This is a genomic window from Xanthobacter sp. DMC47 (genome assembly GCF_056313845.1).
The window spans coordinates 563483-589910 of sequence record NZ_JBQUZM010000004.1; the positions used below are offsets into that span (position 1 = coordinate 563483).

26 protein-coding genes are annotated in these 26428 nt (G+C 68.6%); 16 read left to right on the forward strand and 10 right to left on the reverse strand.

From position 1 onward, the window contains the following. Nucleotides 1-2: 2 nt before the first annotated feature. Together ACT54R_RS14330 and ACT54R_RS14335 are read right to left on the reverse strand one after the other, a co-directional pair. Complete coding sequence (locus ACT54R_RS14330; protein WP_476327351.1) at nucleotides 3-782, reverse strand: DUF2865 domain-containing protein; 780 nt, start codon at nucleotides 780-782, stop codon at nucleotides 3-5. Nucleotides 783-1071: 289 nt separating this feature from the next. Further along, on the reverse strand, nucleotides 1072-1233 hold the full coding sequence (locus tag ACT54R_RS14335) for a hypothetical protein (RefSeq protein WP_168456481.1): 162 nt from the start codon (nucleotides 1231-1233) through the stop codon (nucleotides 1072-1074). Nucleotides 1234-1516: 283 nt separating this feature from the next. Here ACT54R_RS14335 and ACT54R_RS14340 point away from each other — a divergent pair, with 283 nt between their 5' ends. From ACT54R_RS14340 to ACT54R_RS14365, 6 genes are all read left to right on the forward strand, one after another. Continuing rightward, nucleotides 1517-2446: a LysR family transcriptional regulator gene (locus ACT54R_RS14340; protein ID WP_168456480.1), complete on the forward strand. Its 930-nt coding sequence runs from the start codon at nucleotides 1517-1519 to the stop codon at nucleotides 2444-2446. Nucleotides 2447-2718: 272 nt separating this feature from the next. Beyond that, complete coding sequence (locus tag ACT54R_RS14345; protein WP_476327353.1) at nucleotides 2719-3213, forward strand: formate dehydrogenase subunit gamma; 495 nt, start codon at nucleotides 2719-2721, stop codon at nucleotides 3211-3213. After that, on the forward strand, nucleotides 3213-4775 hold the full coding sequence (locus ACT54R_RS14350; protein ID WP_476327355.1) for a formate dehydrogenase beta subunit: 1563 nt from the start codon (nucleotides 3213-3215) through the stop codon (nucleotides 4773-4775). Before ACT54R_RS14345 ends, ACT54R_RS14350 begins: the two co-directional genes overlap by 1 nt. 18 nt (nucleotides 4776-4793) lie before the next feature. Next, nucleotides 4794-7625 (forward strand): formate dehydrogenase subunit alpha, encoded by a 2832-nt coding sequence (fdhF, locus tag ACT54R_RS14355; RefSeq protein ID WP_476327357.1) that lies wholly within the window; start codon nucleotides 4794-4796, stop codon nucleotides 7623-7625. A 225-nt stretch (nucleotides 7626-7850) separates the two neighbouring features. Next, the gene (gene fdhD, locus ACT54R_RS14360; RefSeq protein ID WP_476327359.1) at nucleotides 7851-8717 is read left to right on the forward strand and encodes a formate dehydrogenase accessory sulfurtransferase FdhD; all 867 of its coding nucleotides are present in this window, start codon (nucleotides 7851-7853) and stop codon (nucleotides 8715-8717) included. After that, nucleotides 8707-8937 carry a formate dehydrogenase subunit delta gene (locus ACT54R_RS14365; RefSeq protein WP_168456475.1) on the forward strand — a complete coding sequence of 77 codons (231 nt, stop codon included), beginning with the start codon at nucleotides 8707-8709 and terminating at the stop codon, nucleotides 8935-8937. The genes fdhD and ACT54R_RS14365 overlap by 11 nt, the downstream gene beginning before the upstream one ends. Nucleotides 8938-8940: 3 nt before the next feature. On the opposite strand, the gene ACT54R_RS14370 is transcribed toward ACT54R_RS14365, so the two are convergent. The 6 genes from ACT54R_RS14370 to ACT54R_RS14395 form a co-directional block, all read right to left on the reverse strand. After that, a complete protein-coding gene (locus tag ACT54R_RS14370) occupies nucleotides 8941-9936 on the reverse strand; it encodes a cation diffusion facilitator family transporter (protein ID WP_476327361.1) in 996 nt (331 codons plus the stop codon). A gap of 82 nt (nucleotides 9937-10018) precedes the next feature. Then, nucleotides 10019-10792, reverse strand: coding sequence for a 3-oxoadipate enol-lactonase (pcaD, locus tag ACT54R_RS14375; RefSeq protein WP_476327363.1), 774 nt, complete (start codon nucleotides 10790-10792; stop codon nucleotides 10019-10021). 247 nt (nucleotides 10793-11039) lie between these two features. Next, nucleotides 11040-11426 carry a DUF3126 family protein gene (locus ACT54R_RS14380; protein WP_024279618.1) on the reverse strand — a complete coding sequence of 129 codons (387 nt, stop codon included), beginning with the start codon at nucleotides 11424-11426 and terminating at the stop codon, nucleotides 11040-11042. Between the two features lie 68 nt (nucleotides 11427-11494). Continuing rightward, entirely contained in the window at nucleotides 11495-12394 is a 900-nt protein-coding gene (cysE, locus tag ACT54R_RS14385; RefSeq protein ID WP_476327365.1) for a serine O-acetyltransferase, read from the reverse strand. Nucleotides 12395-12472: 78 nt separating this feature from the next. Next, nucleotides 12473-13225 (reverse strand): alpha/beta fold hydrolase, encoded by a 753-nt coding sequence (locus ACT54R_RS14390; protein ID WP_476327367.1) that lies wholly within the window; start codon nucleotides 13223-13225, stop codon nucleotides 12473-12475. Next, entirely contained in the window at nucleotides 13153-14550 is a 1398-nt protein-coding gene (locus ACT54R_RS14395) for a hypothetical protein (RefSeq protein ID WP_476327369.1), read from the reverse strand. Before ACT54R_RS14395 ends, ACT54R_RS14390 begins: the two co-directional genes overlap by 73 nt. A 166-nt stretch (nucleotides 14551-14716) precedes the next feature. On the opposite strand from ACT54R_RS14395, the gene ACT54R_RS14400 reads away from it, so the two are divergent. Next, nucleotides 14717-15352, forward strand: a complete 636-nt coding sequence (locus ACT54R_RS14400; RefSeq protein WP_476327371.1) for a glutathione S-transferase family protein — start codon at nucleotides 14717-14719, stop codon at nucleotides 15350-15352. Nucleotides 15353-15376: 24 nt separating this feature from the next. Here the strand turns inward: ACT54R_RS14400 and ACT54R_RS14405 are convergent, their stop codons facing one another. Both ACT54R_RS14405 and ACT54R_RS14410 read right to left on the reverse strand, forming a co-directional pair. After that, complete coding sequence (locus tag ACT54R_RS14405; protein ID WP_476327373.1) at nucleotides 15377-16126, reverse strand: sulfite exporter TauE/SafE family protein; 750 nt, start codon at nucleotides 16124-16126, stop codon at nucleotides 15377-15379. Nucleotides 16127-16263: 137 nt separating this feature from the next. Further along, nucleotides 16264-16971 (reverse strand): aspartate/glutamate racemase family protein, encoded by a 708-nt coding sequence (locus tag ACT54R_RS14410; RefSeq protein WP_476327375.1) that lies wholly within the window; start codon nucleotides 16969-16971, stop codon nucleotides 16264-16266. 252 nt (nucleotides 16972-17223) lie between these two features. Between ACT54R_RS14410 and ACT54R_RS14415 the strand changes: the two genes are divergently transcribed. From ACT54R_RS14415 to ACT54R_RS14455, 9 genes are all read left to right on the forward strand, one after another. Beyond that, entirely contained in the window at nucleotides 17224-18918 is a 1695-nt protein-coding gene (locus ACT54R_RS14415; protein ID WP_476327377.1) for an ABC transporter substrate-binding protein, read from the forward strand. Nucleotides 18919-19133: 215 nt separating this feature from the next. Next, on the forward strand, nucleotides 19134-20078 hold the full coding sequence (locus tag ACT54R_RS14420) for an ABC transporter permease (protein ID WP_476327379.1): 945 nt from the start codon (nucleotides 19134-19136) through the stop codon (nucleotides 20076-20078). Further along, nucleotides 20075-20968 carry an ABC transporter permease gene (locus tag ACT54R_RS14425; RefSeq protein WP_476329186.1) on the forward strand — a complete coding sequence of 298 codons (894 nt, stop codon included), beginning with the start codon at nucleotides 20075-20077 and terminating at the stop codon, nucleotides 20966-20968. The genes ACT54R_RS14420 and ACT54R_RS14425 overlap by 4 nt, the downstream gene beginning before the upstream one ends. After that, the gene (locus ACT54R_RS14430; RefSeq protein WP_476327381.1) at nucleotides 20965-22026 is read left to right on the forward strand and encodes an ABC transporter ATP-binding protein; all 1062 of its coding nucleotides are present in this window, start codon (nucleotides 20965-20967) and stop codon (nucleotides 22024-22026) included. Before ACT54R_RS14425 ends, ACT54R_RS14430 begins: the two co-directional genes overlap by 4 nt. Then, the gene (locus tag ACT54R_RS14435; protein WP_476327383.1) at nucleotides 22023-22238 is read left to right on the forward strand and encodes a hypothetical protein; all 216 of its coding nucleotides are present in this window, start codon (nucleotides 22023-22025) and stop codon (nucleotides 22236-22238) included. The genes ACT54R_RS14430 and ACT54R_RS14435 overlap by 4 nt, the downstream gene beginning before the upstream one ends. Next, nucleotides 22235-23677, forward strand: coding sequence for an amidase (locus tag ACT54R_RS14440; protein ID WP_476327385.1), 1443 nt, complete (start codon nucleotides 22235-22237; stop codon nucleotides 23675-23677). The genes ACT54R_RS14435 and ACT54R_RS14440 overlap by 4 nt, the downstream gene beginning before the upstream one ends. Further along, a complete protein-coding gene (locus ACT54R_RS14445; RefSeq protein WP_476327387.1) occupies nucleotides 23674-24702 on the forward strand; it encodes an ABC transporter ATP-binding protein in 1029 nt (342 codons plus the stop codon). The genes ACT54R_RS14440 and ACT54R_RS14445 overlap by 4 nt, the downstream gene beginning before the upstream one ends. After that, entirely contained in the window at nucleotides 24702-25952 is a 1251-nt protein-coding gene (locus tag ACT54R_RS14450) for an allantoate amidohydrolase (protein WP_476327389.1), read from the forward strand. Before ACT54R_RS14445 ends, ACT54R_RS14450 begins: the two co-directional genes overlap by 1 nt. Next, entirely contained in the window at nucleotides 25949-26422 is a 474-nt protein-coding gene (locus tag ACT54R_RS14455; protein ID WP_476327391.1) for an ureidoglycolate lyase, read from the forward strand. Before ACT54R_RS14450 ends, ACT54R_RS14455 begins: the two co-directional genes overlap by 4 nt. The last annotated feature ends 6 nt before the right edge of the window (nucleotides 26423-26428 follow it).

The following is a 26428-nucleotide window of genomic DNA, read 5'->3' on the forward strand; positions in this document are numbered from 1 at the left end:
TCTTATCGCGACGCCAGCGTCAGCTCGTCGAGGCGCGCCCGCATGGAGCGCGGCAGTTCGGGGAAGCGAGAGGGCTCGACGAAATCCGCCGTACGGTAGGGCGGCCCCTTGGTCTTCCCGGTGAAGACGCGGGTGCCCTCAGGGGTCATCACCACATCGCCACGCCTGAGGGTGGGGTCCTCCATCACGTCCACATGGGTCAGGCCACCCACCTTGCCGTTGCAGGTGCAGCCTTCCACCAGGCGCTGGCGGTAGACGTAGGCATTGGGCAATTCCGAATACGGCTTGCCCTCGCGCGTGACGGCGCCATCGATGCCGCGGGCGGGGTCAGAGGTGCTGACGACCGTCATCTTCGCCGCCGGGCAGAAGGCTGCGCATTGGGCGAGATCGCTCTTCTCCGCCCCCGCGCGGCCGGGAAGGGGAAAATAGCGCCCGTCGCAGGTGCGCACACAGAAGCCGTGGCCGCCACCGCTGTAGCTGGGGGCACCGTCCAGCCCGCGCGGCGTGACGAGAATGCGCGGCTGCTCGCTGGCTCGGTAAGACGGACGCCCGCCGAACAAGGCCGAGAAAAAGTCCGTGAGGGGCGATCCGCCGTGCGAGGGAAACAACCCGCGCGACTGCGCTTTGGCTTCGCCGCCCAGGGGCGCGAGCGAAAGGGCGAGGCCCAGCGCGAAAGCTGCAATCAGAGCCAGGAGCCCCTCGCCGATGCCGCGTCCCGACGGCGGCTCTCCCCCGCCGGCTTTCTCGGCCTGCCGCGCACCCTGCCCCGATCGTTGTGCCATCTTCCACCCCGTTCCAAGCATCTCGGCGCGTGGTTGCGGCCACACGCCGTCGCTAGGCTGCCGCAGGTCAAGGATCTGCTCCGGCCGACGACGCCTGCGGCGACCCAATCGTTCCACCGGACGAGCAACGCCAATCAGGACAGGAGACGTGCGGGCCGAAGGCGGTCGCAGCGAGTTCGGCGCCGGTTCGCAGCGCCTGACGAAGCCCCGGGGCATGGGGCTCAGGACGAGCGTTATCGTTACGAAGCCGGCAGCGCAAGCCACAGCCAAGCTTGAGGTCGATAATATCTCAGGCGAAGGCGGATACGCCGTGAACAGGCGGCCGCGGCGTTTCGGCCGGGCGCTCGTGCGGCTGCGTGAGGACCGCGAGGGTGGGCGTCGCAACCAGCAGGGTAGCGAACAGCATCACGACCACGGAAATCAGAACGGACCCATTGGCTACGCGGGGCATCGCGGGACTCCCTCTCCCCGATTCCGGCTGATGGTCCGCCGCACCATCGCCATCCCTAATATAACCTTAATTCGTGGTGGACAGTTCCTGTGCTCAAGGTCACGTTCGCGAGAGTGGGGTTGCGCGACTCAGCAAATGCACCTTCCGCCTACCGCCGCGGCCGGCAGTTCTTCTTCCCTATCTCTCATCATTGCTGCGATGGCGGTGGATGACCCTCGCCGGCGCTGCGGTGCGGCAACGAAGCCGCCTTGCGCGTCACCGCCCGCCGCACTGATATGGCGGCATGATAGACAAGCTCGAATATCTGATCGCACTTGCGCGTGAACGCCACTTCGGCCGGGCGGCCGAGGCCTGCGGCGTCACCCAGCCCACCCTCTCCGCCGGGATCAAGCAGCTGGAGGACACGCTGGGGGTGCTGCTGGTGCAGCGCGGCTCCCGCTTCATGGGCTTCACCCCCGAGGGCGAGCGCACGCTGGAATGGGCGCGGCGCATCGTGGCCGACAGCCGCGCCATGCGCCAGGACATCGACGCTCTGAAGCGCGGCCTCGCCGGCCCGCTCCGCATCGCCGCCATTCCCACGGCCCTGCCCATGGTGGCGGCGCTGACGACCCCGTTCCGCGCCCGTCACCCCGACGTGCGCTTCACGGTGATCTCGCGCACCTCCATCGAGATCCTGAACCACCTGGAAAATCTGGAGATCGACGCCGGCCTCACCTATCTCGACAACGAGCCCCTCGGCCGGGTGAACACCGTGCCGCTCTATCGCGAGCGCTACCGCCTCGTCACCGCCGCCGACGCCAAGTATGGCGACCGGGAGAGCGTGACCTGGGCGGAAGTGGCCGAGCTGCAGCTCGCCCTCCTCACCCCCGACATGCAGAACCGGCGTATCGTGGACAATCTCCTCGCCGCCGCCGGCGCCAGCCACAAGCCGACGCTCGAATCCAATTCCATGATCGTGCTGTTCACCCATGTGCGCACCGGGCTTTGGTCGAGCGTCATGCCGGCCATGCTGGCGGATTCGCTGGGGCTGACCTCCACCGTGCGCTCCATACCGATCCTGGAGCCCGACATCTCCCACTCCATCGGCCTCGTGGTGCCCCATCGCGAGCCGACGACGCCCATCACGGCGGCTCTCGTAGCGGAAGCACGGCGCATCGCGCCGAAGCTGGAGCAGGCGACTCTGACCGACCCGGCAATTGCTGCAATGCAATAATTCAGGGCGGCCAGCGCCGCTCCCAAAACCGTGCCCGCATAGAAAAACACGATCAATATACCAAGAACCATCCCAGACTGACCGGAATGACGCAGGCCAGCACCTTGATTTCCGGTCTACGTCCCTCTCAACCCGGCCCGGCTTGATAGAGATGTTCTATTGCAACATCCTACAGCTGCCTTGATTGAAGGGCCACGTGTGACACACTTTCCCCCAAGCAACACGAAGCGGCGGCAACGCGGCCTCGGGCAGTTGGGGAAAGCGAGACGTCCATGGCGGTCTATGAGGATTGGAGCACCGAGCGCGCAGCGCAGGTGATCGCGGAGCACAAGCATCTCGACGGGGCGACCATGCCGATCCTGCACGCCATGCAGGAGACGTTCGGTTTCGTGCCGGACCCCGTGGTTCCGATGATCGCGGAGACGCTCAACCTCTCCCGCGCCGAGGTCTATGGCGTCCTCACCTTCTATCATGACTTCCGCCGCGAGCCGCCGGGCCGCACGGTGGTGAAGCTGTGCGCCGCCGAGGCGTGCCAGTCCATGGGCAGCACCGCTCTCACCGCCTATGCGGAAGAGAAACTGGGCGTCGCCATGGGCGAGACCTCGGCCGACGGCCGGGTGACGCTCGAACCCATCTACTGCCTCGGCCTGTGCGCCTGCGCCCCCTCCGCCCTGGTGGACGGGCAGCTGGTCGGCCGCCTCGACCGCGCCACCGTCGACGAAATCGCCGAGTGCGTCGCCGCCGGCAAGCACTTCGGAGAGGTGTGATGAAGTCCCCCCGCATCTTCGTTCCCAACGACGCCACTGCCATCGCCTGCGGCGCCGACCGCGTCGCCAAGCGGCTTGAGGCCGGCCTCCTCGCCCGCGGCATCACCGCCGACATCACCCGCAACGGCTCGCGCGGCATGTTCTGGCTGGAGCCGCTGGTGGAGATCGAGACCGAGCGCGGCCGCATCGGCTACGGCCCCGTCACGCCCGCCGAGGTGGACGAACTTCTGCACGCCGGCTTCCTGCACGGCGCCGATCACCCCAAGTGCATCGGCGTGGTGGATGAGCTGCCCTGGCTGAAGAAGCAGACTCGCCTGACCTTCGCCCGCATCGGCATCATCGATCCGCTCTCCCTCACCGAATACGAGGCGCACGGCGGCTATCGCGGTCTCAAGCGCGCGCTGGAGCTGGGACCGTCCGGCACGGTGGAAGAGGTGTTCGAGAGCGGCCTGCGCGGCCGCGGCGGCGCCGGCTTCCCCACCGGCATCAAGTGGCGCACCGTCGCCGCTGCGCCGGCCGACCAGAAGTACATCGTCTGCAACGCCGACGAAGGCGACTCGGGCACCTTCGCCGACCGCCTCATCATGGAGGCAGACCCCTACTGCCTCATCGAGGGCATGACCATCGCCGGTCTCGCCGTGGGCGCGACCAAGGGCTTCGTCTACTGCCGTTCGGAATATCCCATCGCCTTCGTGGTGATGGAGAAGGCCATCGAGAAGGCGCGCATGGCGGGCCTGCTCGGCGACAACATCATGGGCTCGGGCCTTTCCTTCGATATGGAAATGCGCATGGGCGCGGGCGCCTATGTCTGCGGCGAGGAAACCTCGCTGCTGGAGAGCCTTGAGGGCAAGCGCGGCCTCGTGCGCGCCAAGCCGCCGCTGCCGGCGCACGTGGGCCTGTTCGGCAAGCCCACCGTCATCAACAACCTCGTCTCCCTCGCCACCGTGCCGATCATCCTCGACAAGGGCGGCAAGTTCTATCGCGACTTCGGCATGGGCCGCTCGCGCGGCACGATGCCCATCCAACTCGCCGGCAACATCAAGCACGGCGGCCTGTTCGAGACCGCCTTCGGCATCACGCTGGGCGAGCTTGTCGAGGAAATCGGCGGCGGCACGGCCTCCGGGCGTCCGGTGAAGGCGGTGCAGGCGGGCGGACCGCTCGGCGCCTACCTGCCGGTGCACCAGTTCGACACGCCGTTCGACTACGAGGCCTTCGCGGCCAAGGACGCGCTCATCGGCCATGGCGGCATCGTGGTGTTCGACGACACGGTGGACATGGCCCACATGGCCAAGTTCGCCATGGAGTTCTGCGCCCACGAAAGCTGCGGCAAGTGCACCCCCTGCCGCATCGGCTCCACCCGGGGCGTCGAGACCATCGACAAGATCGTCGCCGGCGAGAAGCGCGAGCAGAACCTCGCGCTGCTGGAAGACCTTTGCCACACCATGAAGCTCGGCTCGCTCTGCGCGCTCGGCGGCTTCACGCCCTACCCCGTCGTCAGCGCCCTCACCCATTTCCCGGAAGACTTCGGCGCCACGCCGAAGCTCCCGGCCGCGGCCGAATGACCGTAAAGGAACGCCCCCATGTCGCTCGTCCATGAAATCGACTACGGCACGCCGGCTTCCAAGTCGGAGAAGCTGGTCACGCTCACCATCGACGGCATGAAGGTGCAGGTGCCGGAAGGCACCTCCATCATGCGCGCCGCGATGGAGGTGGGGAACCAGATCCCCAAGCTCTGCGCCACCGACATGCTCGACGCCTTCGGCTCCTGCCGCCTGTGCCTCGTCGAGATCGAGGGTCGCAACGGCACCCCCGCCTCCTGCACCACCCCGGTGGCGGACGGCATCGTGGTGAAGACACAGACCGAGCGGCTCAAGAAGATCCGCAAGGGGGTGATGGAGCTCTACATCTCCGACCACCCGCTGGACTGCCTGACCTGCTCGGCCAACGGCGACTGCGAATTGCAGGACATGGCCGGCGTCGTCGGCCTGCGCGACGTGCGCTACGGCTACGAGGGCGAGAACCACACGAAGCTGGGCAAGGACGAGTCCAACCCCTACTTCACCTATGAAAAGTCGAAGTGCATCGTCTGCAACCGCTGCGTCCGCGCCTGCGAGGAAGTGCAGGGCACGTTCGCGCTCACCATCTCCGGCCGTGGCTTCGACAGCCGCGTCTCGCCCGGCATGGACGAGAGCTTCCTCACCTCCGAGTGCGTCTCCTGCGGCGCCTGCGTGCAGTCCTGCCCGACCGCGACGCTGAACGAGAAGGCCATGTACAACATCGGCACCCCCGAGCACTCGGTGGTGACGACGTGCGCCTATTGCGGCGTCGGCTGCACCTTCAAGGCAGAGATGCGCGGCGACGAGCTGGTGCGCATGGTGCCCTACAAGGATGGCAAGGCGAACCGCGGCCATTCCTGCGTCAAGGGCCGCTTCGCCTATGGCTATGCCGTCCACCAGGACCGCATCCTCAAGCCCATGATCCGCTCCTCCATCCACGAGCCGTGGAAGGAAGTGAGCTATGAGGAGGCGATCGCCTACGCCGCCTCCGAGTTCAAGCGCATCCAGGAGAAGTACGGCAAGCGCTCGGTGGGTGGCATCACCTCCTCGCGCTGCACCAACGAGGAGACCTACCTCGTCCAGAAGCTGATCCGTGGCGGCTTCGGCAACAACAACGTGGACACCTGCGCCCGCGTCTGCCATTCGCCCACCGGCTACGGCCTCTCCGTGACCTACGGCACCTCGGCCGGCACCCAGGACTTCGACAGCGTCGAAGAAACCGACGTGGTGCTCATCATCGGCGCCAACCCGACCGACGGCCATCCGGTGTTCGGCTCGCGCCTCAAGAAGCGGCTGCGCCAGGGTGCCAAGCTCATCGTGATCGATCCGCGGCGCACCGACGTGGTCCGCTCGCCCCATATCGAGGCGGCCTACCACCTGCCGCTGCGCCCCGGCACCAACGTGGCGATCGTGACGGCCATGGCCCACGTCATCGTCACCGAGGGGCTGGTGAACGAGCAGTTCGTGCGCGAGCGCTGCGACTGGGACGAGTTCCAGGAATGGGCCGCCTTCGTCGCCGAGGAGCGCCACTCCCCCGAGGCGGTTGAGAAGTACACTGGCGTGTCGGCCGAGGCGGTGCGCGGCGCGGCTCGCCTCTATGCCACCGGCGGCAACGGCGCGATCTATTACGGCCTGGGCGTGACCGAGCATTCGCAGGGCTCGACCACCGTCATCGCCATCGCCAACCTCGCCATGGCCACCGGCAACATCGGCCGCAACGGCGTGGGCGTGAACCCTCTGCGCGGCCAAAACAATGTGCAGGGCTCCTGCGACATGGGCTCGTTCCCGCACGAGCTGCCGGGCTACCGCCACATCTCGGACGACGCCACCCGCGCCTCGTTCGAGGCCCTGTGGGGTGTCGGCCTCGACGATGAGCCGGGCCTGCGCATCCCGAACATGTTCGATGCGGCCGTGGAAGGCACCTACAAGGGCATGTATGTGCAGGGCGAGGACATCCTCCAGTCCGACCCGGACACCAAGCACGTCTCCGCCGGCCTTGCCGCGCTGGAGTGCCTGGTGGTGCAGGACCTGTTCCTGAACGAGACCGCCAACTACGCCCACGTCTTCCTGCCGGGCTGCTCCTTCCTCGAGAAGGACGGCACCTTCACCAATGCCGAGCGCCGCATCCAGCGCATCCGCAAGGTGATGGCCCCGAAGAACGGCTATGCGGACTGGGAAGTCACCCAGATGCTGTCGAACGCGCTGGGCTTCCCCATGAACTACAGCCACCCCGGCGAGATCATGGACGAGATCGCGGCGCTGACCCCCTCGTTCGCCGGCGTGAACTACAAGCTGCTCGACGAGATGGGCTCGGTGCAGTGGCCCTGCAACGAGAAGGCGCCGGAAGGCACCCCCATCATGCACATCGGCGGCTTCGTGCGCGGCAAGGGCAAGTTCATGCTCACCGAGTATGTGCCCACCGACGAGAAGACCGGGCCGCGCTTCCCGCTGCTGCTCACCACCGGCCGCATCCTCAGCCAGTACAACGTGGGCGCCCAGACCCGGCGCACCGAGAACGTCGTCTGGCACGCCGAGGACGTGCTTGAGGTCCATCCCCACGACGCCGAGCTGCGGGGCATCCGCGACGGCGATTTCGTGAAGCTGGACAGCCGCGCCGGCTCCACCTCGCTGCGCGCGGTGATCTCGGATCGCGTGGCGCCGGGCGTCGTCTACACCACCTTCCATCACCCGGTCACCCAGGCCAACGTGGTGACCACCGACTATTCCGACTGGGCTACCAACTGCCCGGAATACAAGGTGACGGCGGTGCAGATCTCGCCTTCCAACGGCCCGACCCAGTGGCAGGAGGAATACGAAGACCTCAGCCGCAAGAGCCGCCGCATCGCGGCGGAGTGAGGGGCGGGGGCGTCCGCCTCCGGCTGATGGCCGCCCTAAACGTTCGCGCCCCCTCTCCCCTTGCGGGAGAGGGCCGGGGTGAGGGGTATTCCGCCGCTTAAGCTGGTGCCGGACGGATAGGCCCTGCCCCCCTCACCCCCAACCCCTCTCCCGCAAGGGGAGAGGGGAGCCTTGGCTGAACTGCCCCTTCCAGCCGTCCTCAGGTGCCCCCATCTAGATGAAACGATGACCGACGAGCCCGCCTGCCCGCTCCCCTCCGATCTCCCCGCGCCCCCTCCGGCGCGGCGGGTGGAGCGCGTGCAGTTGAGGGACGGCGCGCTCTCTTCCGGCACCCGGGCGGTGCCGGAGGAAGTGCCGGTGGCCCTCACCTTCAACGGCACCACCCATGCGGTGATGATGGCGAGCCCCACCGACATCGCTGCCTTTGCGCTGGGCTTCGCGCTCACCGAAGGCATCGTCGCGGCGAAGGAGGAAATCCTCTCCCGCGACGTGATCGTCGTCGATGAGGGCATCGAGGCGCGCATGTGGATCGCCGAGGAGAAGATGAAGCATCTCTCCGCTCGGCGCCGCGCGCTGGCGGGTCCCACCGGCTGCGGCCTGTGCGGCGTGGAGAGCCTGGCGGAGGCGGTTAAGCCGGCCGCCCATGTCACCGCGACATCCGTCTTCGCGCCGGACGTGGTGCTGGGTGCCATGGCCACCCTTGGCCCGCTTCAGGCGCTGAACCGCGAAACCCGCGCGGTGCATGCCGCCGCCTATTTCGAGCCCGGCCGCGGCATCCTCGCTCTGGCGGAGGACGTGGGCCGCCACAATGCCCTCGACAAGCTCGTCGGCATGGCAGCCGACGCCGGTTTCGACACCGCGCGCGGCCTCCTCCTGCTCACCAGCCGTGTCTCCATCGAGATGGTGCAGAAGGCGGCGGTGCTGGGCGTCGGCGTCATCGCCGCGGTGTCCGCCCCGACTTCGCTCGCCATCCGCACGGCGGACGCGGCGGGCATCACCCTTGCCGCCATCGTGCGCGATGACGGCTTCGAGATTTTCACCCATCCCGGGCGCATCGCGCCCGCGTCATCGGAACGGGACCATGTCGCATAACTCCACCGAGAAGCTGGTCTACATGGCCAACCAGATCGCCACCGCCTTCGCCGCGCAGAAGCACGAGGCGGCGGTCGAGGCGACGCGCACCCACATCCGGAAGTTCTGGGACCCGCGCATGCGCACCAAGATCGCCGAGCATGTGGCCCATGGCGGCGAGGGCCTTCTGCCCATCGCCCGCGAGGCACTGGAAGGATTGCAGGCGCCGAAGGCAGCCTGATCCCTACACCACGTCCTTCGGCGCGAGGGCGCACTTCATGCGCCCCTCCTCCACCTGGAGCACCGGGTGGATAATGCCGAAACGGGCCTTCAATCCTTCGCACGTCTCCGACAGGAAATCGTCGTCGAGGTCGGCCCCGGGCCGCACCAGATGGGCGCTGAGCGCCACCGAGGTGGTGCTGAGGCCCCAGATGTGCAGGTCGTGGACCTCGCTCACCCCCGGCCGCGCTGCGAGATAGGCCTCCACCGCCTCGGCGTCGATCCCCTCCGGCACCATGTCCATGGCGAGGTTCACGCTGTCCTTCAGCAGCCCCCATGTGCCGGCGATGATCGCGACGGAGATCGCCAGCGACACCACCGGGTCCAGCCACAGCCAGCCGGTCAGCGCGATCACCGCGCCGGCGATCACCACGCCGAGCGAGATCGCGCCATCGGCCACCATGTGGACGAAGGCGCCGCGCACGTTCAGATCGCCCTTGCGCCCGGCCATGAACAGCAGCGCCGTGCCGATGTTCACGCCGACGCCCACCAGCGCCACCACCATGACGATGCCGGTCTGGATGGGTTCGGGGTCGGCGATGCGGCCGAAGGCTTCCAGAATGATGCCGCCGGTGGCCACCAGCAGCAGCGTCGCATTGGCGAGTGCGGCGAGGATGGAGGAGCGGCCGTAGCCGTAGGTGCGCTTCGGCGTCGGCGCCCGGCGCGACAGCCACGCTGCGCCCCAGGCGAGCAGCAGGCCGAGCACGTCCGAGAGATTGTGCCCCGCATCCGCCAGCAGCGCGAGCGAGCCGGACATGAAGCCGAACCCCGCCTCGATGATGACGAAGCCGAGGTTCAGCCCCGCGCCAATGGCGAAGGCCCGGAGCGAGTCGGGCGGGGCGTGGGAATGACCGTGGCCACCGTGGGCATGGGAGTGGCCGGCGTGATCATGGCGACCGTGTTCATGATCGTGATCGTGGTCGTCGTGATCGTGGCCGTGACCGCTCTGAAAGGATGCCATGCCGCGCCTCCACGCATTCGCGCGGCATCTTCCACAAGCGAGGGGCGATGTCACGCGGGACCGGCGCGGCGTGAGCGCACGGCTATCCCAGAAAGGCGGAAACGGTCCTTGCAAACGCCTCCGGCTGCTCGATGGCAGAGAGGTGCCCGCCCGGCAGGCGCGCCAGTCTGGCGCCCGGAATGGCGGCGGCGATGGCCTCGCCCCAGGCCGGCGGCGTCGAGCGGTCGCCGTCGGAGACGATGACCAGCGTCTGGGTCGAAATGCGCGCCACGTCCGTGCGGAAATCCATGTCACGCATGGCGGCACTGGTGCCCATGTAGCCGGAGGGCTTCGTGCCCGTTACCATCGCCCGCACCTCCGCCACCCGCGCCGGACGCTGGGCCTTGAACTCGGGCGTGAACCAGCTGTCGATGACGGAATCGGCGATGGGCCCGGTGCCGTCCTTGCGCACCGCCTTGATGCGGTGATCCCAGAAGCGCGCCGGGCCGGCATGGGCGGTGGTGTTGGACAGGATGAGGCGGGTGAGGCGCTGCGGCGCGTTCAGCGCCAGCCACTGGCCCACCATGCCGCCGAGCGACAAGCCACAGAAATCGGCGGTGTCGAGGTTGAGCCGGTCCATGAGCGCCAGCACGTCGCGGCCGAGATCGCCCATGGAATAGACTTGGTCGGGCGCCGCGCTCTCGCCATGGCCGCGGGCGTCGTAGCGGATGAGGCGGCGGCTCGCGAACAGCGGCGCCACCTCGTCCCACATGCCGAGCGTGCAGCCGAGGGAATGGGAGAGGATGAGCGGCGGCGCGCCCTCCGGCCCCGTCACCTCCACCCTGAACCGCTCCCCGGAGACCTCCAGCAGCGCCACGGCGCCCTCCCCTCTGGATTCAATATGCCAGAGGTGTAGCGCGTTCGGGCCAAGGCGCAAGCAGGATGGTGGGAGCTATATATCAAGCCGTCGTCCTCCGGCTCGACCGGAGGACCCATCTCTCCCCCGCAGGGGCGCCCGGCCGCTCGATAGGCCCTCCGGTCAAGCCGGAGGGCGACGGCGGCAAAAGGGGCAGAGCTGCGGAAAAAGGACCTGGGGGTTTGCGTCAGAAACCCTTACCGAGCGCTCACTCGAGGTCGGTCTCGAAGATAGCCATGCGGAAGTTCTGCGTGGCCTTCCCCTTTTCCTCGTCCTTGGTGAGGGTGCCGATGGCATCATCGCCGAGATAGACCTCGGCCGTGTCCTTGGACTTGGCGAAGGCGACCACTTTGAACTTCGGGTTGCCGAACTTGGTGCGGAGGTAGCTCGGAGCGTCTTTATCGAGAACCGGCATGCGGAAATGATAGGAAAGCTCGCCGTCCTCCTCGTCCTTGTCCAGAGTGCCGATGGCTTCCTCGCCGAGGAACACCTCGGCGCTGCCCTTCGGCTTCGCGCGGGCCGCCACGTTAATTTGCGGATTGTTGAAGAGGTTCCGCATATAACGCTGCACCTGCTCGATCTCGGTCTTGTCCAAGGGGTGTCCTCCTGAGAGCGGATGGCCGCCTTATGGCCGCCATCGGGCGCGCGTTCAAGCCGGCCGGGTCAGATGTCCGCACCGGACCAGATGTTGTCCTCGAACATCTGGTCCATGGAGCGCGAGGGCTCGGCGCAGCCGGCCTCGCCCACCACCTTGGCCGGGATGCCGGCCACGGTTGAGTTGCGCGGCACCGGCTTCAGCACCACCGAACCGGCGGCGACACGGGCGCAGCGGCCGACCTCGATGTTGCCCAATACCTTGGCGCCGGCGCCGATGAGCACGCCGCGCCGAATCTTGGGATGGCGGTCGCCGCTCTCCTTGCCGGTGCCGCCCAGCGTCACGCCCTGGAGGATGGAGACGTCATCCTCGATCACCGCCGTCGCGCCGACGACGATGCCGGTGGCATGGTCGAAGAACACGCCGCGGCCCATGGGCACCTGCGGATGGATGTCCACGGCGAAGACGGACGAGGCGCGGCTCTGGAGGTAGAGCGCAAAGTCCTTGTGGCCGTTGTTCCACAGGGAGTGCGCCAGCCGGTGCGACTGGATGGCGTGGAAGCCCTTGAAATAGAGCACCGGCTCCAGCGTGCGGTCGGCGGCGGGATCACGGTCCACCACCGCCATCACGTCGGCGCGCAGGGCCTGGGGGATGTCTTTGTCGCGGGCCACCGCATCGAGCCAGGCGGCGCGGATGGCCGAGCCCGGGAGGTCGGTATCGCCGAGGCGGGCGGCGATGCGCTCGCCGATCACCGCTTCGAGGCTTGGCTGGCCGAGGATGGCGCTGGTGAAGAAGCCGGCGAGCAGCGGCTCGCGCTCGGCGGCCTCCTCGGCTTCGTTGCGCAGGCGCGCCCACACCGGGTCCACCACATCGTGCCAGCGCTCGGTGCCAAGGCGCGTCACGCGCGGCCCGGCGATCTCCGGAACCTGCGAAACCGGCGCCTGTGAAACCATCGGCAATTGCGGCATCTCTGCCTCCTCGGGGATCAAACTTGCCCCTGTTCTAGCACATGCTGCGGCAAGGCGAGAGGTTCCCGCCGGCCGGCGTCAGGGGCGCGCCTTCAGGAAGTCGAGAGCGCCCTGCTTGAACACCTTGTCGCCCACGGCGGGATTGTGGTCACGGTTGGGGATGTCGAGCTGTGTGCCGTCCGGGAGCAGCGCCACCAGCGGCGCGGCTGCGCCGGCAACCGTGTCGCGGGTGCCGATGGCCACCATCACCGGCTGGTAGATACGCCCCACCTCCTCCCGCGTCAGCACCTGCCGGGAGCCGCGGATGCAGGCGGCGAGGGCCTTGAGGTCCGCCTTGTTTGCATCGGCGAAGGCGCGGAACATGCGCCCCATGGCGTCCTTGACGTCATCGAGGCTCGGCGCCTCCAGCGCGTCCGCCACCGTCTGCGGCAGGCCAGCGCCTTCCACGAGATGGATGCCAAGGCCCCCGAAGATGGCCGAGCGCACGGCGTGGGGGAAATGCAGCGCCATCTGGGCGGCGACCCGAGCGCCCATGGAATAGCCGATCACGTCCGCCCGCTCGAGGCCGAGGTGCCGCAGCAGGTTGTGGGCATCCTCCGCCATCAGGCGGGTGTCGTAGAGCGCGGGATCGTAGAGCTTCTCGGATTCCCCATGGCCGCGATGGTCGAAGGCGATGACGCGGTACCCGGCCTCGGTGAGCGTCTTGGTCCAGGAGGGACCGACCCAGTTGATCTCCTTGGTGGAGGCGAAGCCGTGGATCAGGAGGACCGGCTCGCCGGCACCCTGGTCGAGATAGGCGATATCGACACCGTCGGAGGAGAAGTGGGGCATGAGGGACCTTCGCGGGGAACAAGAACAGGCGGGGGCTCACGCCGGTCGGGCGCGCGGGCCGGGAAACTAGAAGGTCCCTCCCCGCCTGCCAACTCCCCGCCGGTCTCGTCCTGTCCCAGCGCGCGCACCGCCTCCGTGGCCGCGAGCACGTCCCGCGTCGCGGCGGCGATGACATCGGCGGCGGCCGGGGCCGGAATCGCGACCTCCGCTGTGGGTACAACGGGCGGAGCGCGCCGCACGAACTGTTTTCCGCGCAACGTTCCGCCGTAAGGCTCCCGCCGGCGCCGCTTGCGCCGCCACGTCCGCCGGGCGCAGGCGACGCAGAAGGAATTGAAGCTCGACACCAGCGCGAAGAGATAGAAAACCGCGAGGAAGCCCCACCAGATGAGGTGGAACAGCAGGCTGGTGATGGCGATGGCCCCGCGCCCCAGCGTCTTCAGGATGGCAAGGGTTTGCACGCCCTTGGCATCGGCGAGCCGGGCGACGCGGGAGAGGTCGCGTCCGCCCTCGGCCACCTTCAGCCCTTCCAGCGCGGCGCGGGTCCCGGCCTTGGTCTCGATGCGGGCGGTATCGTCCAGCATGCGCGTGAGGGTGGCGAGGTGATCGGTGCGCACCACGCTCTTCACCGCCGCCCCGTCCACCGCCGTCGTGCCGGACAGGAGGCGGCGCAGGGCCACAAAGTCCACGCTCTCCCGTGCGGCACGGGTGAAGCTGCGCAGCAGGCCGGCGGAAAGGCGGCCCGTGCGCTTCGCCACCTTCACCAGCGAGATGCCCACGCGCACCGGCAGGCTCGCGCCCACGGTGGCGTAGGTGCCGGCCGTCACCGCGATGCCCACCGCCGACAGGCCGAGAATGAGCTGGTCCGGCTCCTCGCCGCGCGCCATTTTCAGACCCTCGCGGCCGGCGTCGCGGATGTCGCCCCAGACCATGAGGTCGCTGGTCGCCGCCCCCGCGAGGCCGGCGAGGTCTGTGGGCTGGCCGGTGAGGAAGCCCAGGCCGAACGCCTTGGCGGAATGCAGCGCCTGCGCGCCCGCGCCATTGGCTGCTTCCACCTGTTTGCGCAGCTCCGGGGGAATTGCGAGGTGCCGGGCATCGGCCAAAGCGAGATAGGAGGTGGCGAGCGCCGTGTCGTCCTCCGCCAATGCGGCCTCGATGGCGCGCGTCGCGTCCTCCCCCGTGAAGCCCTTGAGGCCGAGGGCGGCGAGGGCGGCGGGATCGTCGCGGGCAGCGATGAGCTTCGCGCTCTCCTTTGCCACCGGCACAAGCCAGGGCGCCGCGCCGAGCAGCGAAATGAAGACGACGAGGAAGGCGAAGATGCGGGCCATGGTCTTTCCGTGCCGTCATCCTCGCATCCCATTGTGGCGAAGTCGAAAGCATTCGCCGGAAACGCTTGAGGCTCGCACCCATGGCTCGTACCCATGGCTCGCACTCCTGGCTCGCGCCCGCCGGCGAACGGCGCTAGAAGCGCCCCGCACGAGGGAAGGACACCACATGCTCAAGGTCTGGGGCCGCATCAATTCGGTGAACGTGGAGAAGGTGATCTGGACCGTGCGGGAGCTCGGCCTGCCCTTCGAGCGGATCGAGGCCGGCGGTGCCTTCGGCGTGGTGGATACGGCCGAATTCCGGGCGAAGAACCCCGTCGGACGGGTGCCGGTGATCGAGGATGACGGCTTCGTGCTGTGGGAATCCAACGCCATCGTGCGCTATCTCGCCACCCGCCACGGGCTCGGCACGCTGATGCCCGCCGATCTCCAGGCGCAGGCCGAGGCGGGGCGCTGGATGGATTTCCAGCTCGGCACCGTCGCCGCGCCGCTGAGCGCGCTGACCTGGGGCATCGTGCGCACCGCGCCGGACAAGCGCGATCCGAAGGCCCTCGCCCCCGCCTTCGCCAATCTCGGCACGGCGCTGGCGATCGTGGACGCGGCGCTCGTCGGCCGCGATCATCTGGTGGGCGATCGCCTCACCGTGGCCGACATCCCCCTCGCCTGCTGCGCCCACCGCTGGTTCAACATGCCGCTGGACGGGACCGGGCTGGAACGGCCGGAGCTGCCCAACCTCGCCGCATGGTACGGGCGGCTCAAGGCGCGCCCGGCGCTTGAGGGGCTGATGCCGGTGCCGCTGACCTGAGCGGCCCCGATGGGGGACGTACGCTCAGAAGTGCGTCACCCCGTCATAGATCAGCTTCAGGCCGACCACGGCGAGGATCGTATAGACGAGGCCGAAGAAGCGGGCCGGCGAGACCCGCCGCACCAGCCAGACGCCGGCCATGGTCGATACCACGGCGATGGGAAACAGCACGGCCGAGGTGGCGAGGTTCTCGAATGAGACCTGCCCCAGCGCGAGGAAGAACGGCAGCTTCACCCAGTTCACCACCGCGAAGAAGGCGGTGGCCGTCGCCGCGAACTGCTGCACGGGCAGCGGCCGCCGCAGCAGGTAGATCATCAGCGGCGGGCCACCCGCGTTGGCGATCATGCTGGTGAAGCCGGAGACCACGCTCCACACCACGCCCGAGACCGGCCCCGCCACACCGGGTTCGCGCTTCAGCCGTCGCGACAGGAAGGCGCGCGCCGCTTCCGCCACCGAAAGCACGCCGATGCCGAAGGCCACCGCCGCATCGGACACCGAGGCCGCGAGCAGATAGCCGAGAATGATGCCCGCGACGGCGCCCGGAAGGGTCCGCAGCAGTTCCTTGCGGCTCCAGCGGCGCCAGTAGGCGTAGAGGCTGACCACGTCCTGCACGATGAGCACCGGCAGGATGATGGCGGCAGCCTGGATGGGCGACATCACCAGCGCCAAGATGGGTTGGCCCAGCACCGACAGGCCGGTGAAGCCGCCCTTGGAGAGCCCCACCACGATGGTGGCGGGAACGGCGGCGGCATAGAAAAGCGGATCGACGATCAAGGGGGAACTCGCTGCGGCAGCCGCCCCTCGCGCGGGACGGGCGCCGGTCGCGCGGAGGCGCCGGCCCGCCGCCTATAGCAGTCCGCCCGGTGCGGCACGACATAAAACGCCCGACAAGGCCAAGCCCCCGCTGTTCTTCAGCCCCTCTCCCTGCGGCACGGGCCGAGCCGCGCGAGGGCGAGCGCCTGCTCGAAGCCGGCTTCGAGGGAATCGATGATGGGCACCGGCGCCGCAACCTCGATCTCCGCCGCATAGCCGGCCAGCGCCGCCCCGCCGAGGATCACCACGTCCGGCGCCTGCGCCGCGATGGTCTCCTCCACCACCCGGGCCACGGCCCAGGTCTTGTCCGAGGAACCATCCGCGTGGCGTGCGGACAGGCCGAGGGCGTCGCCGGGGACCATGGCGATGCCTGCGCAGCGCCCGTCCAGATGGGTCCGGCGCATCAGCTCGCGCAGCATGGCGGGCCATTCGCCGTGGGGCACGACGATGGAGAACCGCTCGCCCAGCTGGAGCGCGGCGAGGATGCTCGCCTCGGCCATGCCGGCAAAGGGGAAGGTGAAGGTGCCCCGCAGCGCCTCAAGGCCCGGCTCGCCGAAGCACGCATAGAGGGCGGAATCGAACGGCGGACGTCCCTCCTGCGCCTCCTGCGCCACCGCCGCCGCTGCCGCATCGAGAGCCGCATGGCCGGCCACGGCCGCGGATTGGCGTGTGGTGACATAGGGCTCGCCGAAGGTGGCGGTGACGCCGGCAAGTTCGACTCCCGCCGGCGCGCGACGCTGGAGGGCCGCCACCATCCGGTCTGTGACGGCCGCGCTGGTGTTCGCATTCAGGACCAGAATCTTCAAAGCGCCCTCCCCATGCCCGCCCCAAAGGAAGCATCGGGGCGCCGCCGTGAAAAGCGGCAGGGTCGTCTTTCGACCCAAAAAGCATGCGCCCGACCCGACATGCCTAATTGGTGGGCATATATGCAATTCATCGATGATTTAACGATAAACTGTCCCTTCCATTCCCTAGCGGCATAAAGGATCGGGACGGCTCCGACCGCATGGCACAGGGGTTGCTAGCCAGCATGGGCATCCGCCGAAGAGGACTCGACGATGCCCATCACCCATCTGCGCAACAGCCCGGCCCGCCGCCTCCTGAGGACGGCCGCCTTTCTTATGGCCACGGGCGGCGCCTTCGCCGTGCCGGCCCTTCTGGCACCGGGGTTTGCCGCTGCGGAGACCACCCTGCGCATCGGCATGACGGCGGCCGATATTCCGCGCACCCTCGGCCAGCCCGATCAGGGTTTCGAGGGCAACCGCTTCACCGGCCTCACCATGTATGACGCGCTGGTGCTGTGGGACCTGTCCTCGGCCACCAAGCCCAGCGTCCTCGTTCCCGGCCTCGCCACCGAGTGGAAGGTGGACGATCAGGACAAGACCAAGTGGATCTTCAAGCTGCGCCCCGGCGTGACCTTCCATGACGGCTCGCCGTTCAACGCCGATGCCGTGGTGTGGAACGTGGACAAGGTGCTCAACAAGGAGGCACCCCAGTTCGATGCCAGCCAGGTGGGCGTCACCGCCTCGCGCATGCCGACCCTGCGTTCGGCGAAGAAGATCGACGACCTGACGGTGGAGCTGACCACCGCCGAGCCCGACTCCTTCCTGCCCTACAACCTCACCAACCTGTTCATGGCGAGCCCCGCCCACTGGCAGAAGCTCTATGAGACGGCGGAGGGCGCCGACGCCAAGGCGAAGGCCGCCGCGGCCTGGACCATCTTCGCCCGCAGTGCCTCCGGCACCGGCCCGTGGAAGATGGCCGCCTTCGTGCCGCGCGAGCGGCTGGAGCTGGTGAAGAACGCCGCCTACTGGGACAAGAACCGCATCCCCAAGACCGACCGCATGGTGCTCCTGCCCATGCCCGAGGCCAACGCCCGCACCGCCGCCCTCCTCGCCGGGCAGGTGGACTGGATCGAGGCCCCTGCGCCCGACGCCCTGCCGCAGCTCAAGTCGCGCGGCTTCAAGATCGAGGCGAACGAGCAGCCGCACGTCTGGCCCTGGCAGTTCTCCCGCATCGAGGGCTCGCCCTGGAACGACATCCGAGTGCGCAAGGCGGCGAACCTGTGCATCGACCGCGAAGGCATGAAGGAGGGATTGCTCGGCGGCCTGATGGCGCCCGCCACCGGCACGGTGGAGCCCGGCCACCCCTGGCGCGGCAACCCGACCTTCCAGATCAAGTATGATGTGAAGGAAGGCCAGAAGCTGATGAAGGAGGCCGGCTTCGGCCCCGACAAGAAGCTGACGGTGACAACGCAGACGTCGGCCTCCGGCTCGGGCCAGATGCTGCCGCTGCCCATGAATGAATACCTGCAGCAGGCGCTGGCCGAGTGCTATTTCGACGTGAAGCTCGATGTCATCGAGTGGAACACCCTGTTCACTAACTGGCGCAAGGGCGCGAAGGACCCCTCCGCCAATGGCTCCAACGCGGTGAACATCACCTATGCGGCCATGGACCCCTTCTTCGCCATGGTGCGCTTCCTCCAGTCCGGCATGGCGCCGCCGGTGTCCAACAACTGGGGCTACATCAACAACCCGAAGTTTGACGAGCTGGTGAAGAAAGCGCGCAACGCCTTCGATCCCGCCGCCCGCGACGCCGCCCTCGCCGAACTGCACGCCGCCTCGGTGGACGATGCCGCCTTCCTGTGGGTCGCCCATGACGTGGGTCCGCGCGCACTGAGCCCGAAGATCAAGGGCTTCGTGCAGCCCAAGAGCTGGTTCGTGGACTTCTCGCCGGTGTCCATCGGGCAGTGAGGTGATGCCCTTCGCCCCTTGCGGGAGAGGGGTGAAGGCGAAGAACCGTCATGCCCCGGCTTGTCCGGGGCATCCACGGGGCGGCCGGGGCAGACCTGGGGAGGCTTCTCCGGTGGCACGGTGGTTCCCCCGGACAAGCCGGGGGATGACGGCAGCGAAAGACCTAAGCGCGGAGCCGCCGCCCCGCGCTCTTCCGACACAAGCAAGGTGGCCCCGTGCTCCTCTATATCCTGCGGCGCATCGTCTATGTGATCCCCATCGTCGTCTCGGTGGCGCTGGTGTGCTTCCTGCTGGTCCACATCACCCCCGGCGATCCGCTGGTGGCGGTGCTGCCGCCGGATGCCTCCGCCGAGCTCGCGGCGCAGATGCGCGCGGCCTACGGCTTCGACCAGCCCCTGCCGGTGCAGTTCGGCATCTGGGTCTGGAAGGCGCTGCACGGCAATCTCGGCACCTCCATCGCCACCGGGCGGCCGGTGCTGAGCGAAGTGACGGCGGCGGTGGGCAACACCTTCATCCTCGCGGTGACGGCGGCCTTCATCGGCTTCGTGCTGGGCGCCTTCTTCGGCCTGATTGCCGGCTACTTCCGCAACACCTGGGTGGACAAGCTCGCCACCTCCATCGCGGTGGCCGGCGTCTCCGTGCCCCACTACTGGCTGGGCATGGTGCTCGTCATCATCTTCTCGGTGTGGCTCAACTGGCTGCCCGCCGTGGGCATGGGGCCGGGCGGCTGGGCGTGGAACTGGGAGCACCTGCGCTTCCTCATCCTGCCGGCCGTCACCATGTCGGTGATCCCCATGGGCATCGTGACGCGCACGGTGCGGGCGCTCACCGGCGACATCCTCTCGCAGGATTTCGTGGAGGCGCTGCGCTCCAAGGGACTGCGCGAAACACAGGTGTTCCGCCACGTGGTGAAGAACGCTTTGCCCACGGCCATCGCCGTGATGGGCCTGCAACTCGGCTACCTGCTCGGCGGCTCGATCCTCATCGAGACGGTGTTCTCCTGGCCGGGCACGGGCTTCCTTTTGAACTCCGCCATCTTCCAGCGCGACTTGCCCCTCTTGCAGGGCACGATCCTCGTGCTGGCGCTGTTCTTCGTCTTCCTCAACCTCGTGGTGGACATCGCCCAGGCGGCGATCGACCCGCGCATCAAGAGGGCCTGAGCGTGACCGCCACAAGCGACGCCGCCCTCGAGGCGGCCCCCGTCGAGAAGGCCCGCGGCTATTGGGCGACGGTCGCCCGCCGCCTTTCCCGCGACAAGGTGAGCATGGCCTGCGCGGCCATCCTCCTCCTCATCGTGCTCGCCGCCATCTTCGCCCCCTGGCTCGGCCTCGCCGATCCCTATCAGGGCTCCATGATCAGAAGACTGCGCCCCATCGGCACGCCCAACTATCCGCTGGGCAGCGACGAACTCGGCCGCGACATGCTCTCCCGCCTCGTCTATGGCGGGCGGCTCTCGCTGCTCATCGGCATCCTGCCGGTGATCCTCGCCTTCGGCATCGGCACCAGCCTCGGCCTGCTGGCGGGCTATCTCGGCGGCAAGGTCAACACGCTCATCATGCGTACGATCGACGTGTTCTACGCCTTCCCGTCGGTGCTGCTGGCCATCGCCATCTCGGGCGTGCTCGGGGCCGGCATCGTCAATTCCATCGTCTCGCTCACCGTGGTGTTCGTGCCGCAGATCACCCGCGTGGCGGAGAGCGTCACCACCTCGGTGCGCTCGCTGGACTTCGTGGATGCGGCGCGGGCGTCCGGCGCCTCGGCACTCACCATCATGCGCGTCCACATGCTGGGCAATGTGCTGGGGCCGATCTTCGTCTATGCGACGGGCCTCATCTCCGTTTCCATGATCCTCGCGGCGGGCCTCTCCTTCCTCGGCCTCGGCACGCGGCCGCCGGAGCCCGAATGGGGCCTGATGCTGAACACTCTGCGCACAGCCATCTATGTCAATCCGGGCGTCGCGGCGCTGCCGGGCGTGATGATCTTCGCCGTCTCCATCTGCTTCAACATGCTCAGCGACGGGCTGCGCAGCGCCATGGACATCCGCAATTGAGCACCATCGAACCTCTTGAGGATCTCGGCGGACCGGCCCAGCCGCTGCTCGCCGTCAAAAGCCTCACCAAGCATTTCCCCATCGGTGGCGGCCTGTTCGCCGAGAAGAAGACGGTGCGGGCGGTGGACGACGTGTCCTTCGCCGTCGCCAAGGGCGAGACGCTGGGCATCGTGGGCGAGTCGGGCTGCGGCAAGTCCACTACCGCGCGCCTGCTGATGCACCTGATGCCGCGCACATCAGGCGAAATCCTCTTCGACGGGCAGGTCGTCGGCTACAGCCTGTCCATGCGCGAGTTCCGGCGCGGGATGCAGATGGTGTTCCAGGACAGCTATGCGTCCCTGAACCCGCGCCTCACCATCGAGGAGAGCATCGCCTTCGGCCCCAAGGTCCACGGCATCGCCGACAAGGAGGCGCGGGCGCTCGCCCGCGAGCTGATGGGCAAGGTGGGCCTGCGGCCCGAGGTTTTCGCGAACCGCTATCCCCACGAGGTCTCCGGCGGCCAGCGCCAGCGCGTGAACATCGCCCGCGCCCTCGCGCTGAAGCCGCGGCTCGTCATTCTCGACGAGGCGGTCTCGGCGCTGGACAAGTCGGTGGAAGCGCAGGTGCTGAACCTGCTGACCGACCTCAAGCGCGAGTTCGGCCTGACCTATGTCTTCATCAGCCACGATCTCAACGTGGTCCGCTACATCTCCGACCGCGTCCTGGTGATGTATCTCGGGCAGGTGGTGGAGGTGGGTCCCGTGGATGCGGTGTGGGAGGCCCCCGCCCACCCCTATACGCGCGCGCTGCTCGCCGCCATGCCGGCCCTTGATCCGGACAAGCGGACCGAGACGCCGCCCTTATCGGGCGATCCGCCAAACCCCATCGATCCGCCCGCCGGCTGCCGCTTCCACACCCGCTGTTCCTTTGCGGAAGAGGTGTGCGGGCGCATCGGCCCGGCGCTCTCTCCGGCGACGCCGGGCGATACGGCGCCGGACGCCCATCTCGCCGCCTGCCACATGGTGATCCCGGGCTCCGGCCACAGCCGCGCGCCCGCCGCGACGGAGGTCGCCGCATGAGCCAGCATCTTTCGCCGGAAGACGCCGCCGCCATCATCCGCGCCGCCGGGCTCGATCTCTCCGCCGCCGATGCTGCGCGGATCGCCGCCGGCATCTCGCCCGGCCTTGCCGCCTTCTCCACCGTGGCCGGCACCCTGCCGTTCGATCTGGAGCCTGCGACCTTCCTCACGGTGCAAAGGCCCCGTGCGGAGCCGAAGGAGGGCGGCAAATGAGCCTGTCGCTCCGCCCCTCCGCCGGCGCCCCGGCCGATCCAGCGCTGATGACGCTGGCGGAAGCCGCCATGGCCATCCGCGCCGGCGTGCTCTCCTCCCGCGAGGCGACGGAGGCCTGCCTCGCGCGCATCGCGAGGCTCCAGCCGGCCATCAACGCCTTCATCGCCATCGAGCCGGAGGCAGCGCTGGCCGCCGCAGATGCAGCCGACGCGGCACTGGCGCAGGGTGAGGAGAAGGGCTTGCTGCACGGGCTGCCCCTCGCCCACAAGGACATGTTCTACGAGGAAGGCCGCGTCTCCACCTGCGGCTCAAAGATCCTGCGGGAAAAGGTGGCGACGACCGATTCCACCGCGCTCGCCCGCATCAAGGCGGCGGGCACGGTGCGGCTCGGCGCGCTTCACATGGTGGAATTCGCTTACGGCCCCACCGGCCACAACGCCCATTTCGGCGCGGCGCGAAACCCGTGGAACACCGCCCATGTCACGGGTGGCTCCTCCTCCGGCTCGGGGGCGGCGGTGGCGGCGCGGCTCACCTACGGCGCGCTCGGCTCGGACACCGGCGGCTCCATCCGGATGCCCGCCCATTTCTGCGGCGTCACCGGGCTGAAGACGACCGTGGGGCTCGTGAGCCGCTACGGCGCCATGCCGCTCTCCTTCTCCCTCGACACCATCGGCCCGCTGGCCCGCACGGTGGAGGATTGCGCCATCCTGCTCAGCCTCATGGCCGGGCACGACCCGCTGGACCCCACCACCGCCACCGCCCCGGTGCCGGACTATCTCGCCGCCGCCGAGGGTCGCCTGAAGGGCCTCACCATCGGCATCCCGGATGCCTTCTATGTGGACGATCTCGACCCCGAGGTCGCCCGCGTGCTGGACGAGACCATCGCCACCCTGAAGCGCGGCGGCGCGCGCATCGTCACGGTCTCGCTGCCCGACCAGACGAAGCTCTCCGGCGCCTCGCAGGTGGTGCTGAACTGCGAGGCCTCCGCCAGCCACAAGGCGTGGCTTCTGGAACGCCCGCAGGACTATGGCCCGCAGATCCGCTCCCGGCTGGAAAACGGCTTCGCCATCCCGGCAGTGACCTATCTGGAGGCGCTGCGCTGGCGCGGGCCGGCGCTGGCCGAGCATCTCGGCGCCGTGGCGGAGGTGGATGCGGTGCTCGCGCCCACTGCGCCCATGCCGGCCCCCACCATCGCCGAAACCGACACGGACGGCGGGCCGGGCGCGGAAGCGATGATCCAGCGCATCACCCGCTTCACCCGGCCGGTGAACTATCTCGGCCTTCCCACGGTGAGCCTGCCCTGCGGCTTCACCCGCACGGGGCTGCCCGTCGGGCTTCAAGTGATCGGCCGCCCGTTCGCCGAGGCGACGCTGATCCGCATCGGCGCCGCCTTCCAGCGCGAGACCGACTTCCACGAACAGATGCCGGAGGAAGCATGAGCGAAGCTGCAAGCGAAGCGACCGGCGCGAAAATCGTGGCTGAGGCAGCAAAGCCCCTCGTCGACATCCGCGACCTCACCATCCGCTTCACCGGCGAGCGCACCGTCCATGCGGTGAACGGCGTGTCCCTCTCCCTCGGCGAGGGCGAGGTGCTGGGGCTGCTGGGTGAGTCCGGCTCGGGCAAGAGCGTCACCATGCGCGCGCTCATGCGCCTGCTGCCCAAGCGGCGTTCGGTGATCTCCGGCAGCGTGCATGTGGCAGGGCAGGACGTGCTCGCCATGGACGACGCTACCCTCTCCGACTTCCGCGGTCGCACCGTTTCCATGATCTTTCAGGAGCCGGCTCTGGCGCTGGACCCGGTCTACACCATCGGCCGGCAGATCTCGGAATCCGTGATGCGCCACGAGGGCCTGAGCCAGCGCGATGCCACCGCCCGCGCGCTGGAGATGCTTGAGCTGGTGCGCATCCCCTCGGCCAAGCGCCGGCTGGACGCCTATCCCCACGAGATGAGCGGCGGCATGCGCCAGCGCGCCATGATCGCCCTCGCCTTGGCCTGCCGCCCCAAGATCCTGCTCGCGGACGAGCCCACCACCGCGCTCGATGCCACCGTGCAGATCCAGATCCTGCTGCTGCTGCGCGAGCTGCAGCGGGAAATGGGCATGTCGGTGATCTTCGTCACCCACGACATCGGCGTCGCCATCGAGATCTGCGACAAGGTGGCGGTGATGTATGCCGGCCAGATCGTGGAGACCGGCACGCTGGGCGAGATCGTGCGCACGCCGGAACATCCCTATCCGCGCGGGCTGCTCGCCTCCACCGTCCACGGCGCGGCGCGCGGGGCGCGGCTGGAGACGATCCCCGGCACGCCGCCCTCCCTCGACAAGGCGCCCGTCGCCTGCTCCTTTGCCCCCCGCTGTGCCTATGCCCAACCGCGCTGCACCGCCGCGCCGCCGCCCTACGTCCATCTCGGACCCGGTCGCGACGTGCGCTGCATTCTGGCTGAAACTTCCGTACCGGTGACTTGATGTCCGCGCCCGCCACCAACCTCACGATCAACGCCGACCGCCTCTGGAGCACCATCATCGAGACCGCCCGCTTCGGCGGCACCGAGAAAGGCGGCGTGCGCCGCCTGACGCTGAGCGAGGAAGACCGGCAGGTGCGCGACTGGTTCCGCGCCGCCTGCGAGGGGGCCGGCTGCACCGTGAGCGTGGACGGCCTCGGCAACATGTTCGCCCTGCGGCCGGGCAAGGACATGACGAAGCCGCCGCTCGGCATCGGCTCCCACCTCGACACCCAGCCCACCGGCGGCAAGTTCGACGGCATCCTGGGCGTGATGGCGGCGCTGGAAGTGGTGCGCACGCTCAACGACGCCGGCATCGAGACCGACGCGCCTCTCTGCGTCTGCAACTGGACCAACGAGGAAGGCTCCCGCTTCGCCCCGGCCATGATGGGCTCGGCGGGCTACGTGGCCGACCTGCCGGTCGCCGATATCCTCGCCCGGACCGATGCGGATGGGATCAGCGTCGGCGCGGCGCTGGATGCCATCGGCTATCGCGGGCCGGAGGCGGTGGGCGCGCAGAAGTTCTCGGGCTTCCTCGAACTCCACATCGAGCAGGGGCCGATCCTGGAGGCGGAGGGCCTTCCCATCGGCGTGGTGGAGCACGGCCAGGGCATCATCTGGTACGACGGCCGCATCACCGGCTTCGAGAGCCACACGGGCTCCACGCCCATGCACCTGAGGAAGGATGCGCTCGCCGCCTTGTCCGAGATCGTGCTCGCCATCGAAAGCCTCGCCAAGGCGCACGGGCCGAATGCGGTGGGCAGTGTCGGCGAGGCCGTGATCGCGCGGCCCTCGCGCAATGTGATCCCCGGCGAGATCGCCTTTTCAGGCGAGTTCCGCACGCCCGACGCCGCCATCCTCGACGCCCTCGACAAGGGACTTCAGGCGCAGGTGAAGGAGATCGCCGCGCGGCGGAAGGTGGAGATTCACCTCGACACCATCTGGCGCAAGGAACCCACCCATTTCGATCCGGCCATGACCGGTGCCATCGCCGCCGCCGCCGACCGGCTCGGCCTGCCGCACCGGCCCATCGTCTCCGGCGCGGGGCATGACAGCTTCCACCTCGCCACAGTGGTCCCCACGGCCATGATCTTCGTGCCCTGCAAGGACGGCGTGAGCCACAACGAGCTGGAATCCGCCAAGCCGGAGGAGTGCGCCGCCGGCGCCAACGTGCTGCTGCACGCGGTGCTCGCGGTGGCGGGCGGCGGCGCGTGACGCCTCTCGTTCCGCGCCCGCTGACGGCGGAGGCCTTCGCGCCCTATGGCGAGGTGTTCGCCGTGCCCGAAACGGTGGGTGTGCGCACCTCGTTCGACACCGGTCTCGCGAACCTGCGGCCGGGTGTGCCCGCGAGCCTCTCCCTCATCCTCGCCGCACCGGTGCCTCAGCCGGTGGCGGTTAGCGTGATCGAGCGGCACGTCTTCACCTCCCAGAGCTTCGTGCCCATGGCGCCCGCGCGCTGGGTGATCGTGGTGGCGCCGGGCACGGCCGAGGGCGGGCCGGACCTCGCGGCGGCGGAAGCCTTTCTGCCCGCGCCGGGACAGGGCATCACGCTGGCACCGGGCACCTGGCACGCGCCGCTGACTGTGCTCGATGCCCCGGCCCCGTTCGCGCTGCTCATGTGGCGCGACTACGGGCCGGACGACGAGGAGGTGATCGCCATGCCGCCGCTGGCGGTGGCGATCTGACCGGCG